This is a genomic window from Nonomuraea sp. K271 (assembly GCF_009908215.1).
Lineage (GTDB): Bacteria > Actinomycetota > Actinomycetes > Streptosporangiales > Streptosporangiaceae > Nonomuraea > Nonomuraea longispora.
The window spans coordinates 1-12,374 of sequence record NZ_JAAAHR010000050.1; the positions used below are offsets into that span (position 1 = coordinate 1).

General features: G+C 68.4%; 15 protein-coding genes and 1 pseudogene. 5 read left to right on the forward strand and 11 right to left on the reverse strand.

The genetic code is table 11. The features are described from left to right. Together GUY59_RS19010 and GUY59_RS19015 are read right to left on the reverse strand one after the other, a co-directional pair. Positions 1 to 568 (reverse strand): helix-turn-helix domain-containing protein (locus GUY59_RS19010; RefSeq protein WP_138201282.1); only part of this gene is annotated, 568 nt, incomplete at its 3' end. 30 nt (positions 569 to 598) lie between these two features. Further along, complete coding sequence (locus GUY59_RS19015; protein ID WP_138201283.1) at positions 599 to 1,180, reverse strand: hypothetical protein; 582 nt, start codon at positions 1,178 to 1,180, stop codon at positions 599 to 601. Positions 1,181 to 2,162: 982 nt separating this feature from the next. On the opposite strand from GUY59_RS19015, the gene GUY59_RS19020 reads away from it, so the two are divergent. Further along, positions 2,163 to 2,333 carry a hypothetical protein gene (locus GUY59_RS19020; RefSeq protein ID WP_161714607.1) on the forward strand — a complete coding sequence of 57 codons (171 nt, stop codon included), beginning with the start codon at positions 2,163 to 2,165 and terminating at the stop codon, positions 2,331 to 2,333. 133 nt (positions 2,334 to 2,466) lie between these two features. Here the strand turns inward: GUY59_RS19020 and GUY59_RS19025 are convergent, their stop codons facing one another. The 5 genes and pseudogenes from GUY59_RS19025 to GUY59_RS48810 all read right to left on the reverse strand — a co-directional run. Continuing rightward, complete coding sequence (locus GUY59_RS19025; RefSeq protein WP_138201284.1) at positions 2,467 to 4,668, reverse strand: xanthine dehydrogenase family protein molybdopterin-binding subunit; 2,202 nt, start codon at positions 4,666 to 4,668, stop codon at positions 2,467 to 2,469. A 1-nt stretch (position 4,669) separates the two neighbouring features. After that, on the reverse strand, positions 4,670 to 5,641 hold the full coding sequence (locus GUY59_RS19030; RefSeq protein WP_138201327.1) for an FAD binding domain-containing protein: 972 nt from the start codon (positions 5,639 to 5,641) through the stop codon (positions 4,670 to 4,672). Then, the gene (locus tag GUY59_RS19035) at positions 5,641 to 6,255 is read right to left on the reverse strand and encodes a (2Fe-2S)-binding protein (protein ID WP_138201285.1); all 615 of its coding nucleotides are present in this window, start codon (positions 6,253 to 6,255) and stop codon (positions 5,641 to 5,643) included. The genes GUY59_RS19030 and GUY59_RS19035 overlap by 1 nt, the downstream gene beginning before the upstream one ends. 3 nt (positions 6,256 to 6,258) lie before the next feature. Then, positions 6,259 to 6,996 carry a Gfo/Idh/MocA family protein gene (locus GUY59_RS47535; RefSeq protein ID WP_442938992.1) on the reverse strand — a complete coding sequence of 246 codons (738 nt, stop codon included), beginning with the start codon at positions 6,994 to 6,996 and terminating at the stop codon, positions 6,259 to 6,261. Beyond that, positions 6,912 to 7,232: pseudogene (locus GUY59_RS48810) on the reverse strand (Gfo/Idh/MocA family protein); the annotation flags it as partial. The gene GUY59_RS47535 and the pseudogene GUY59_RS48810, both read right to left, overlap by 85 nt. 34 nt (positions 7,233 to 7,266) lie before the next feature. Here GUY59_RS48810 and GUY59_RS19045 point away from each other — a divergent pair. Next, a complete protein-coding gene (locus tag GUY59_RS19045; RefSeq protein WP_138201286.1) occupies positions 7,267 to 7,860 on the forward strand; it encodes a TetR/AcrR family transcriptional regulator in 594 nt (197 codons plus the stop codon). A gap of 25 nt (positions 7,861 to 7,885) precedes the next feature. On the opposite strand, the gene GUY59_RS19050 is transcribed toward GUY59_RS19045, so the two are convergent. The 3 genes from GUY59_RS19050 to GUY59_RS19060 all read right to left on the reverse strand — a co-directional run bounded on the left by GUY59_RS19050 (position 7,886) and on the right by GUY59_RS19060 (position 10,258). Beyond that, the gene (locus tag GUY59_RS19050; protein WP_138201287.1) at positions 7,886 to 8,173 is read right to left on the reverse strand and encodes a hypothetical protein; all 288 of its coding nucleotides are present in this window, start codon (positions 8,171 to 8,173) and stop codon (positions 7,886 to 7,888) included. Between the two features lie 82 nt (positions 8,174 to 8,255). Next, a complete protein-coding gene (locus GUY59_RS19055; RefSeq protein ID WP_138201288.1) occupies positions 8,256 to 8,903 on the reverse strand; it encodes a DUF3159 domain-containing protein in 648 nt (215 codons plus the stop codon). Then, positions 8,900 to 10,258 (reverse strand): carotenoid oxygenase family protein, encoded by a 1,359-nt coding sequence (locus GUY59_RS19060; protein ID WP_138201289.1) that lies wholly within the window; start codon positions 10,256 to 10,258, stop codon positions 8,900 to 8,902. The genes GUY59_RS19055 and GUY59_RS19060 overlap by 4 nt, the downstream gene beginning before the upstream one ends. 96 nt (positions 10,259 to 10,354) lie before the next feature. Between GUY59_RS19060 and GUY59_RS19065 the strand changes: the two genes are divergently transcribed. After that, positions 10,355 to 11,002, forward strand: coding sequence for a TetR/AcrR family transcriptional regulator (locus GUY59_RS19065; protein WP_161714608.1), 648 nt, complete (start codon positions 10,355 to 10,357; stop codon positions 11,000 to 11,002). Positions 11,003 to 11,114: 112 nt separating this feature from the next. On the opposite strand, the gene GUY59_RS19070 is transcribed toward GUY59_RS19065, so the two are convergent. Next, on the reverse strand, positions 11,115 to 11,699 hold the full coding sequence (locus GUY59_RS19070; protein ID WP_246063545.1) for a TetR/AcrR family transcriptional regulator: 585 nt from the start codon (positions 11,697 to 11,699) through the stop codon (positions 11,115 to 11,117). A 306-nt stretch (positions 11,700 to 12,005) separates the two neighbouring features. Between GUY59_RS19070 and GUY59_RS51385 the strand changes: the two genes are divergently transcribed. Both GUY59_RS51385 and GUY59_RS51390 read left to right on the forward strand, forming a co-directional pair. Then, a complete protein-coding gene (locus tag GUY59_RS51385; protein ID WP_354533273.1) occupies positions 12,006 to 12,119 on the forward strand; it encodes a hypothetical protein in 114 nt (37 codons plus the stop codon). A 2-nt stretch (positions 12,120 to 12,121) separates the two neighbouring features. Continuing rightward, complete coding sequence (locus GUY59_RS51390; protein WP_354533262.1) at positions 12,122 to 12,328, forward strand: carboxymuconolactone decarboxylase family protein; 207 nt, start codon at positions 12,122 to 12,124, stop codon at positions 12,326 to 12,328. Positions 12,329 to 12,374: the final 46 nt, after the last annotated feature.

The window sequence follows — 12,374 nt, forward strand, 5'->3', positions numbered from 1 at the left end:
CGACCGCGGCGCGGAAGGTGTCGCGCACGATCGGGCCGGTGACGCGGGCGTGCGCGGTCACCGACAGGGCGTAGCGGGAGTGGTCGTCCAGCCAGGACAGGATCTCGGTGTCGGTGCCGTCGGCGAGCCGGTAGTGCGTGAAGTCGGCCTGCCAGGTCTCGTTCGGCAGCGCTGCTTGGAAGCGGATGTAGGACGAGCGGGGCCGCTTCTTGGGTTCGGGCACCACCAGGCCATGCCGCATCAGGTAGCGGCTGACCGTGGCCCGCGACACCGTCCGCCCATGATGCTGGTGCAGGTGCCAGGCGATGGTGTCCGGGCCGGCGTCCAACCCCTGCTCGGCCAGTTCCTTGCGGAGCCGCACGATCAAGTCGACCGTGTCGGCGTCGACCGCGTTCGGCGAGGTCTTAGGTCGCCGGGATCGGGGCTCGAACGCCGCATCGCCCTCAGCCCGATAACGCGCGACGAGCCTGGACACCCAGCCCTTGGAGACTCCGTAGGCGCGGGCGACCTCTGCCTGGGACCGGCCCTCGACGACAACAGCGGAGATGACAACTCTGGCCTTGGACACACCGCCCACGCTGTTGATCGCGGCAGTTGCTTATGTCCTGAGACACACCCTGTTGAAGTTTCCTATGTCCTGCGACATGGGTTTCCTATGTCCTGAACCAGCACACTGCAGGGGGCACACAGAACAAGGGAACGCCTTCAAGATCGCCGATGCTCCCTCGGGAGGGTCGGCGATTGCGTTTGTGAGGGCCGTCAGAGCGGGCATGTTGTCCTCCTTGATGGTGATCGTGATCAACACCTCATGAGCAACGTGGCGGTAGCGCACCTCCAGATGGAAGGCATCGAACAGCCGCCGCTGCAGATCCTCACCAACGGATGCCAGAGCGGTGCCAAGCGTCGGCAGCCGATCCAGAAGGCTCCGGTCGGCCTCAGGCTCAGATGCGTGCGCGAGGGTCTCGAGGTGTTCGGTCCTGGCTTTGCGGGCGCGGACAAGCTCCGTGTAGCGGCGCTGAAGCCGCTCGCGAAACTCTCGATCGATCCGCCCGAGCAGGTCGCCGACAAGGTCGTCCTGATCGACCCCGACGACCCACACCCGCGCCCCCTCTCTCAACGTGCTGGGCGGTGCCGACATCGGGATCGACCTGGACATGAACACCGAGAATCTCGTCGCCATCTTCCACAAGCTCTACGCCGACCACTGGGGCCCCAGGACCGAGGACATCCTGCGAGGCTGCTGCCTGACCCTGGCCCGGCACGGCGGCACTCTCGCCGACATCCCACAGCTCTTGACCAATGCCGACTATCGCCGCCGGGTCACCGCCGCCGTCGGCGACCCGCTCCTGGCCTCGTTCTGGACCTGGTACAACCCCCTATCTCCACAGCATCAGCCACATGTCACCGGTCCGATCACGAACCAGCTCCGCGCCGTGTTACTGCGCCCCTTCGTCCACAATGTGGTGGGGTCCACGCGCTCTACCTTCAGTCTCCGCTCGATCCTGGACGGCGGGATCCTGCTAATCCGCCTGCCCAAAGGCGTGCTCGGTGACGACACCGCCCGCCTACTCGGCTCCATGGTGCTGGCCCAGGTACGGCAGGCCGCCACCCGACGCGCAAACTCGGCCACGCCCGCTCCCCCAGCGCGCTCTATGTGGACGAAGCCCACAACTTCCTCACACTGCCGCACGCTCTGTCCGACATGCTGGCTGAGGCCCGGGCCTACCGCCGGTCGCTGGTCCTTGCCCACCAGCACCTGGCGCAACTGCCAGCCATGCTCCGGCAAGCGATCTCCGCCGACGCCCGCAACAAACCAGCGGAATCACCACCCCTGTGCTGTTCTGGGTGGCCAACGAACGGCGAGAAGCCAATCTGCGTCACCGCCTCGTCCGTGAGCCCTCTCGCATGATGGTCACAGCCGCCACCGGCTGCCGTTCCTCACTGGGCGGCGCCATCGACGGCGGACCAGCCGGCGAAGTTTGGCTACCCATTGACGCCGACAACCTCGCCATCGCCTCGCAAATCTGGCGCTGGCCTGGCCCGACCTGGAGAAACGCGCCGAGTTCACGCCCGGAAGGCACCGGCGCCCCAGCTCTTCCTAACCCTTATCGACAACAAACGAAACTGTGATGCTCTCGATCTCTGGCACTAGCGCGAACGGCATGCTCACGGGTATCGGTGCCGCCGTCATCGCCGCGGGTGCCGTCCTGGTCACCACCATCGCAAGCATCGGCGCCATCGCCGCCCTGTTCATCGGACCAGCCGCCGCATCGACCGCGAGCCGAGACTTCGGCAATGCCCTGCGCTGCCGCACGCGCCAGCATCAGGGTTGATCAACCAGGTCACGGCTCGTCATAAGGGGTCGGTGCGGCGGCACAACGACTCAGGCGCGACGGCGGGACCGCATGACATGCGTACCGGCTCATGTCTCATCAGGCGAGCGTGTCGAGAGTCGCCCTTTCGCTGTCAGGCGAGCAGTTTGTCGGGAGTGATGGGCAAGGTTCTGATGCGTTTGCCTGTGGCGTTGTAGACGGCGTTGGCGAAGGCAGCCGCAGCTCCGACCGTGCCGAGCTCGCCGATCCCGCGGGCGCCTGTGGGGCTGATCCTGGTGTCGGGGTGGTCGAGGAAGTGCACGTCGATCTCCGTGGTGTCGGCGTTGACCGGTAGCAGGTAGTCGGCGAGGTTGGCGTTGGAGATCCGGCCGGTTGCGCCTTCGACCTTGCCCTCTTCGAACATGGCCGCCGCGAGCCCGAACAGCACTCCCCCGGTGATCTGGTTGCGTGCGGTTTTCGCGTTGAGGATCGCCCCCGCATCCACCACGGTCGTGAAGCGGGCCAGGCGCGGGTCCCCGGTCCACCGGTTGACCCTGACCTCGCAGAAGTGCGCGGCATAGGAGGCATAGGCGTGGCTTTCGTCCAGGGCCGCACTGGTGCCCTGGGCTCCGACCTCGGCGGTCCTGGTCAGGGTGAGCAGCTCACCGAACCCGACTGACGTGCCCGCACCGACGAGACGGCCTCCGTCGTAGCGCACGTCGCCGACTCCGAGCAGCGGTGAGCCCGCGGCCGTGGTGGCGTGCTCGACCAGCTTTCCGATCGCCTCCTTCGCGGCCACCAGGATCGCGGGCGTCACGGTTGAGGTGGCGGCCGAGCCGACCGCGCCGTAGATGTCGTTGTTGCCAGCGACGGGCAGTCCTGAGTCGCCGAGTGCGGGCCTGATGCGGTCGACGGGCACCTCCAGAGCGCGGGCCCCGGTCATGGCCATGATCGTCCACATCCCGGTCCCCGCGTCGGACGTGGCGCAGCCCACGGTGGCGGTGCCGTTCGGGCGGAAGGTCACCCGCACTGTCGTGGACGCTCGGCCCGAGTCCAGGATGGCAGTGGACATGCCGAGTCCAACCTGCCAGTCACCGTCGGTGACCGCGGCCGGCTGGGTGCTGCGGCGCGACCAGCCGAACCGCTCGGCGCCTACCCGGTAACACGCGTCGAGATGCTTGCTGGAGTACGGCTTCGCCTCGATCAGGGTCGACTCCAGGTAGTTCTTCATGCGGAGCTCGATGGGGTCCATGCCGAGCCGCACGGCCAGCTCGTCCATGGCGCTCTCCAGGGCGAAGGATCCGGCCTCGTCGCCGGGGGCGCGCATGATGGTGGCGGTGGGCAGGTTCATGTCGGGGGTGACCATCAGCCTGATGTCGACGTTCGGGGCGAGGTAGTACTTCGGCGTGGTGCGGTAGCCGGGATCCTCCACGATGCTCTGGCTGGTCGTGTGGTGCTTGATCGCGTTGAGCCGCCCGTCCCTGTGCGTGCCGAGTCCGAACGTTTGCGAGGAGGCTGCCCGGTGGCCGGTAACGGTGAAGAGTTGCTCGCGGCTGGTCACGACCTTGACGGGGCGGGCGAGCGCGAGGGCGGCGGCCGCGGCCAGCAGGGCGGGCGCCCAGGTGAACGCCTTGCCGCCGAAGGCGCCGCCCACGTACGGGCTGATGACGTGCACGTCGGCCGGCTGAACGCCGAGCACGGTGGCCAACTCCAGCGCGTGCGCCGCCGGTCCCTGCGTGCCGCTGTAGATCGTCAGTTTCCCGTCCTGCCAGGCGGCCACGGCCGCGTGCGGCTCCATCATGTTGTGGTGCCTGGGCGGGATGTCGTAGGTCTCTTCGACCCTGACCTGGCTGGCGGCCAGCGCGGTCTCGATGTCGACGTCCTGGGGTTTCTTGATCGGTTGCCCGAGCGGCAGCCCGGTGACGGGTGGGTCCGCGGGGTTCTGCTTGGCGTCCTCGAAGGAGGATTTCGGGGGCAGTGCCGTGTACGTCACTTTGATGAGCGCCGCGGCGTCGCGGGCTTGCTCGATGGTCTCGGCCACGACCATCGCGACGATCTGGCCGTAGTAGTGGATCTCGCTGTCTGCGAGCGGGTGGCGGGCCTCCGCGAAGACGGGCGCGAGCGGGGGCGGCAGCGTGCCACGAAAGGCCGGCCGGTTGCCGGGAGTGTAAATCTCGATCACGCCCCCGGCGACGCGGGCCGCGCTCAGGTCCATCGAGACGATCCGGCCGTTGCCGATCGTGCTGGTCACCATGTGCCCGTAGACCATCGCGGGCAGGTTGTGGTCGGAGGCGTACTTGGCCGCGCCGGTGACCTTGGCGCGGGCGTCGATCCGGTCCATCGTGGGTTGTGCCATATCAGCCTGCCAGGTGGACGAGTGCGCGGACGATGGTGCGGCGCAGCAGCGCCGGTTTGAAGGCGTTGCGGGACAGCAGGCGCGAGCCGTCGGCGGCGTGCACCACCGCCGCCTGGAACGTCTCCAGTCGCATCGGCTTGCCCTTCAGCGCCTGCTCGACGGCGGGCAGCCGCCATGGCCTGGTGCCCACGCCGCCGGCCGCGACGCGGGCCTCGCCGATCACGCCACCCCTCACGTTCACCGCGACGGCCGCGGAGCAGAGCGCGAAATCATACGACTGCCGGTCGCGTACCTTCACGTACGTGGACCTGCGCGCCCACGGCAGCGGGGGCACGGCAACGCCGGTGATCAGCTCACCCGGCCGTAACTCGTTCTCCTGATGCGGTGTGCTGCCCGGCAGCCGGTAGAAGTCGGCCAACCGCAGCGAGCGCTCACCGCCGGCGCCGCGCAGCGACAGACGGGCGTCGAGCGCGATGAGCGCGACGGCCAGATCGCTGGGGTGGGTGGCGACGCAGGCGTCGCTGGTGCCCAGGACGGCATGTGAGCGGTTGTGACCGTCGACGGCCGAGCAACCCGAGCCGGGCGAGCGCTTGTTGCACGGGGTGGCCGGATCGCGGAAATACCCGCAGCGGGTGCGCTGCAGCAGGTTGCCGCCGATGGTGGCCATGTTCCTGATCTGCGGTGAGGCGCTCTGCCGCAGCGCCTCGGCCAACATCGGGTACGGGCCCGCGACCAGCTCGTGCCCGGCCACGTCGGCCATGCGCTCCATGGCCCCGATGGACAGGCCCTTGGCGCCGGCCCTGATGCCGCGCAGCGGCACGGCCGTGATGTCCACGACGTGCGCGGGGCTGATGACCTCCAGCTTCATGAGGTCGACCAGCGTCGTCCCGCCCGCCAGATAGGCGGATCCGTCGCGTGCCTGCTCCAACGCCTCGCCCACGCTGCGCGCGGCGGCGAACGTGTAAGGCCGCATCACGCCCCCTCCTTCGCCATCCGCACCGCTTGCACGATCTGCTGGTACGCGCCACAACGACAGATGTTTCCCGACATGTGCTCCCGGATCTCGGCCTCCGATCCCGCGTACCCCTCCTCGATCAGCGCGACGGCGGACATGACCTGCCCCGGCGTGCAGAACCCGCACTGCAATCCGTCGCACTCCACGAACGCCCGCTGGACCGGATGCAGCCGGTCCCCGTCGGCCAGTCCTTCGATGGTGATCACGGCCTTGCCGCTGACGCCGGCCGCGAGCGTGAGACACGACAGCACCCGGCGACCGTCCACGTGCACGGTGCACGCGCCGCACTGGCCGCGGTCGCAGCCCTTCTTGGTGCCGGTGAGGTCCAGTCGCTCGCGCAACGCGTCCAGCAGTGTGACGCGCGGGTCGAGGCTGAGTGTGCGCTCCTTTCCGTTCACCTTCAGCGCGACCTCCACGACCGCGGCCGCGGCGCCCGCGGCGGTGGCGGTGGCGGCGGTGGCGGCCACAGCCGGCCGCGGGTGCTCCGCGATGGCGGTGAGCCCCGCCGCTGCGGCCGAGGTCAGCAGGAATCCGCGGCGCGACACCTCGTCGTCGCGTGACTGCTCTTCCATGTATCAGTCTCCATTTCCTCTGGGCGGCAGCCCGGCCACCCGGTAGATGTCGTCGATCAGGCCCATCGTGACGACGGCGTCCTGGGCGCCGGTGAGCACTGGGGCGCCCCTAGTGACCGCCGCGTGGAAGGCCCGAAGCTGGCTCGTGTCCGGGGGCCGCCCGCCGATCCTCTCGACGCGGATGTCCTCCGGGCCTCGTACCTTCAGCCGGTGATAGACGTGCGGGGCGAGAAAGTTGAGCACGCTCAGTTCGCCGCGCTCGCCCGTCACGCAGGCGGCGATCGACGGGGGCGGCCAGCCCCACAGTGACACGCGCACCTCGGCCCTGCCGTGGAACACCAGCTCCGCACGCATCACCCGGTCGATCAGCGGTCTGGACCGCAAGGTCTGCACCCGCGCCGAGACCACCTGCGGCTGTTCGCCGCCCAGCAGCCGGGCCAGGTGCGGGGTGTAATAGCCGACGTCCATGGTCGCCCCGCTCGCCAGCTCGTAGGAGCACCGGATATCGGACAAGCGCGGCAGCGGCACACGCAGCGAAACCCGGACCCGCCGGACCGCTCCCAGTTCGTCGCGCACCACGGCCCGTAGGTGCTCGGCCAGCGGGTGAACCGGTAGTGCAGGGCATCCATCACCACCAGATCGCCGGCAGCCTCGACGATCTCGCGAGCCTCCGCCTGGTTGGCCGCCATGGGCTTCTCGCACAACACGTGCTTGCCGTGCCGGAGTGCCCGCAGGGTCCATTCGGCGTGCAGCCCGTTGGGCAGCGGGATGTAGACGGCGTCGATGCCGGGGTCGGCGATCAGGTCGGCGTAGGAGTCGTGTACCACGCCGATGCCGTGCCGCCACGGCGTCCACCTGCATGCCCGCCACCTGCATGGCGGGCCGAAGGAGCGCGGCGGGCGCGATGGCTGCGTCCAGCAAGCCGATCCTGAGCACATCTCCTCCCGAACTCGGTACCAGTAGGTACTTAGTACCATAACGTATCAAGTTCCATCGGGATAGACTGAACGCATGTCGGCCGAATCACTCCAGGAACGCAAGCGGCAGAAGGTGCGCAACGCCATCGTCACGGCCGCCTACGAGCTGTTCGGCGAACGCGGGTTCGACGACGTCACGGTGACTCAGATCGCAGAACGGGCCGAGGTCGGGCGCACCACGTTCTTCCGCTACTTCGGCGATAAGCAGGAGGTCGTGTTCGCCGACGACGAGCGGACCATCGCGGCCCTGATCGGCACCCTGCGGCGCGAGGCCGAACGGCGCGCGCCAATCGGCGACTCACTAGCCGACGCGCTCGGCGCGATCAGGGCGGCCACGCGGGAAGGCCTGACCGGGTGGACGGCCACGCCGGAGCGATCCGCGGTGCACGCCCGGCTGCTGCGCCGCCATCCCGAACTGATGGCGCGGCTGCTGCTGAAGCAGCAGCAGGAGGCCACCTTGATAGTCGACGCGCTGACGGAGCACGGCGCAACGCCCATGGCCGCGACCCTGGCCACGCAGGTGTCACTGGCCTGCCTCTACACGGCCATGCAGACCGCCGACGATCCCGCGAGTCTGCCGGAACTGGTCGAGGAGTTCTTCGCCAGACTCGACGGCCTCACCGGGTAATCCGGCTAGATCACCTCAAAGTCGGTCACCATCGCCATGTCCTCGCATGCAAGGTGGCGCGCCAGAACAGCACGCACCAGCCACGATGACCACCGCAAACGGGCAACGCTCGATCAATGAGACCGCGGCGCCGCCAGGTAGGCGCGGCAACAAGGTCCGTCGTCAGCCAAATGGTCACCTTGCCGATCTCGGCGTTCATGCGCGGGCTGAGCACGTTGAAGTCCAGCGACCCGCTCTCCTTGTTCCTGTTGGACAGGGCGGCGTAGGTGAAGCCGCTTCTGGAGCCGGGGGTGTAGGTGTAGGTGACCGGCAAACTCCGCTGTACCGGGTATCGAGGTGCGTGTTCCCGCTGGACCCGGACGCCAACCGCGCCGTCGCCAGGCGGTCTGACAGCTCTACTCGGCCGTCTCTTTGAGGCGCTTGAGGCGGCGTTCGGAACGGCGTACCGCCCACACTGTGGTGAGCAGGGCGAGGGCCAGCAGCGGATAGCCCATGGTGATCTTCGCGACCGCCAGCCAGCCGGTGTAGTCCTCCTCATACAGCCAGCGCTGCACTACGTACCTCGCGGCGAACACCGCGGCCAGCACTGCCGTGGCCACGTCGTAGCCGAAGCGGGACGGCCTGTCCTTCGTCCACTCCATCGGCACCCGGTTCAGCACGCTCCAGGCCACTCCGGCCAGCGGCCTGCGAACCAGCATCGACAACACCAGCACGGCGAAGCAGGCCAGGCTCAACCAGATGCCGAATAGGAAGAACCCGCTCGCAGAACCGGAGCGGTAGGCGATGAACGAGGCGATGGCGATGCCGATGAAGCCGGACACGGCAGGCCGCAGCGGTTGCTTGCGGATCACCCGCAGCACGATGAACGCGATCGCGGTGCCCACCGCGCTCCAGATGCCTGCCTGCAGTCCGAACATCGCGTTGCCGGCGACGAACACCATGACCGGGAAGGAGGAGTAGAACAGCCCGGCCAGACCACCTGTCTGCTCCCACGCCGTGGGCACCCTGCGTTGCCCTTGCTCGGTGGGAGGCGGGCCGGTCACGACAGGTCCCCACTGGGGATCCAGCTTCCGTGGAAGCCCAGCGGCACCCGTACCGGAAGGTGGACGGTGGCGATCGGGGCGCCGGTGAAGTCCTGGGCGGCCAGGATCACCAGGTCGCTGGCGCCCCGGTCCGGGTCGTGCACGAAGGCCATCACGTACCCGTCGTCCTCGGCCGCGCCGGCGGACGACGGCACGAACACCGCCTCGCCGACCGCGGCGTCACGGCCGAACCCGTGCGTCTCCACGGTGCCGCGCACGAGATCGTGCTTGAGCAGCACGCTGCCGAAGGCGTCGTCGTCCAGGTCCTGCAGGTCCTCGACGCCGGCGGGCACGGTCGTGCTCACGGCGGTGTATCCGTAGCGATGCGGCGCGCTCACCACGCGCTCGTCCACCCGCGGGAACTCCTGGGCACGGTCGTGCAGTCGCTGTTCGGCGACCTTGCCGCCGGTGAGGTCCACGGTGAACCGGTCGAGTGTGGGAGTGCCAGTCCCCTCGAATTTGGCCATGTCGAACGCCTGGGGATAGCGGATCACGTCGATCACGACGCGGTCGCCGTCGTCGTAGGCGTTGAGGGTGTGGTAGATCCAGCAGGGCTCGATGTCCAGCCAGCGCACCCCGGAGCCGTCGCGTGGCAGCAGCCCGAGGCGCGCCCCGTGCGTCCCGTCCCAGGCGTAGGGGACCATCGACCCACCCGCGGCATCCGTGCTCGCGATGACCGGCAGGTCGTAGAGGATCACGTACTTTCCGGTGAGCGCGAAGTCGTGCATCATCGGCCCGCCGGTCACTGGCACCTCTCGCGCCGAGGACACCAGAGCGTCCGCACCGACGACGATGTGCTCGACCGCGTCAGGCCGCCCCCAGCGGTAGGTGATCGCGTGGAGTTCTCCCGTGCGCGGGTCGAGCTTGGTGTGCGCCGCGTAGCCCGCCGGCAGCGTGCCGCCGAAGTCGAAGGGGCCGACCGTCTCCAGATCGTCGCTGAGCTCGTACGGCCGGGGCCCCGACTCCACCAGCGCCAACGTCCGGCCGGCGTGGCCGATCACATGGGTGTTGGACGCGAAGTCCATCCCCTCGAAGACCGGCCCCCGCCGCGGCTGCTCGCCGAGCGCCTGAGCCACCATGGCCGAGCGCACCCAGCGGTTGCGGTACCACTCGGCTCGCCCGTCCCGCAGACGAACTCCGTGCACCATCCCGGTGCCGAGAAACAGGGAGCTTGCGCCGGGATCGTCGAGTCCCAGCGCGTTCGGCCCGTTGCGCAGATAACGTCCGTTCAGCTCGGGGGGAAGGGTGCCGCTGACCGGGAGATCGTACGCGGTCACCTCCTCGGTGACCGGGGCCGAGGCGTTCGTGGGAGGCATGCTCGTCCTCTCAGGCGTTCGGCCCGCGTGGGGCGCGCCGATCGATTCAGTTTGCATAACAATGTTGTGTAACAACGTTATGGCATAATGTCAACCATGAGCCCCAAGCCTGCCGATCCCACCGTCCGAACCGGACTCATCGAGGCCGCCGCACGCGTCCTGGCCGAGGAAGGCCCGAAAGCCCTGACCACCCGGCGCCTGGCCCATGAGGCCGGCACCTCCACGATGGCCGTCTACACCTACTTCGGCAGCATGGACGAGGTGTGGCACGCGGTACGCAAAGAAGGCTTCGCCCGGCTCGTCGCGCACCTCGACGCCACTGCCGACCTGACGGACCCGGTGGCCGGCCTCGCCGCCGGCGGCGCCGCCTACCTCGCCAACGGGCTGGCCAACCCGCATCTTTATCGGGCGATGTTCCTCGAACGGCACGAGGGGCCCGACGCCGGGAACGACACCTTCCAGCGGCTGGTCGACGCGGTCCGCCGATGTGTCGAGGCCGGGCGGTTCCGCCAGGTCGAGCCGATCAGGTCGCTCGGGTGGGCCGTGCAGTTGTGGACCATGAGACACGGCATGGTGAGCCTCGCCATCGCCGAACTGCTGCCCGCCGAGCACCTCCCGCTCCACTTCGCGGACATGTCGCAGTGCCTGTTCGTCGGGTACGGCGACGACCCTGAGGCTGCCCGGCGCTCGGTGGACCTGGCGATGCGCGACCACTGGCCCGCCGAGCCGGCGAACGCAAGCTGAGCTCAGGCGCGCCGGGGACTCACCATCCCGCCGGTGGCAAGGGGGACGGGTTTCCAGCGCGAGCCCAACCTTGTTCGCCTCCTTTTTGCGCCTTTCACCATCCGTGGCCTTCTTAAGGCCCGCGATGGATCAGTGAGCGGGCCAGGCGGGCGGCGACGTCGCCGCCCAGAGGGGCGTGGCCGATCAGCAGGCGGTACCACATCAGCCCGAAGAGCTGGTCGACCAGCAGGTCCAGATCGGTACCCGTGCGCAACTCGCCCTGCGCGAGTCCACGGGAGAGCAGGGCGTGCAGTTCGTCTCTGCGGCCGGTGGTGAACTGGCGCAGCCCCTCGGCGGCCACCGGATCACGCTGGGCCTCAGCCATGATGCCGCGCAGCAGCCCGCTCACCTTCTCGACGGTGCGGAAGGTGGCGGCCAGGAAGGTTTCCAGGTCATCGGCGAACACGCCGGTGCCGAGGCCAGGCGTCTGCTGCCTGGCCCGCTCCATCATGGCCTCGAGCAGCACCGCACCTTTGGAGGGCCACCAACGATAGATCGTGTGTTTGCTGACCCCTGCGGCGTGCGCGATCGCATCGATCGAGACGGCCGAGTAGTCGTGGGCGATCAGCAGGTCGGCGGCGTGATCGAGGATGGCCTGCCGGACGGCGGGATTGCGCCGGCGTCCGGTGTGCGGGCGCGGCCGAGGCTCTGAGGTCACGGGCACGAGCCTAACACTTGAGGGAACCCATAGTTTCGGCATCACCTTCTCGGTACTGTCAGTATCGACAAGTGAGGACAACGACTGGACCTGGCGACAATCGCCCTCTGCACGGCTCGGGCATGACGGTTGTCCAAGGGACTTACGGCACATCCTGGAGGGCAGACGAATCGCGAACAACGCTTCGAGCGCGGTTTGAAGGTGCTGCAGCAGATCGATCCTGCGGCCGGACAGAAGATCGTGGATGCTTTGGCCGATGTCTCACCTGAGCTCAGCCATCAGGTGGTCGCCTGGGCCTTCGGGGAGATGCATGCACGTCCCGGCCTCCCTCCTCGAGACCGGCAACTGATCACTCTCGGCGTCCTCACCGCCTCGGCGGCTGCGAGACCGAACTGCACATCCACATCAACGCGGCCCTGAATGTGGGTCTCACGCCAGCCGGGATCACTGAAGCGCTCCTGCATTCGGCCGTCTACTGCGGGATGCCCCGCGCCCTGAACGGCACCTTCGTCGCCGAAAAGGTCTTCGCCGAACGGGGCCTGCTCCCCGTCGTCGACGGGATCGCGCATCTCAGGCTTTCCCTAGGGGAGCCGCCGCCCCTGACTCGGAGAGCACGCTTGGCCGCATGACCCCATGCCCACAAGCCAGCCGCGCGATCAGCAGGAACATCACGCC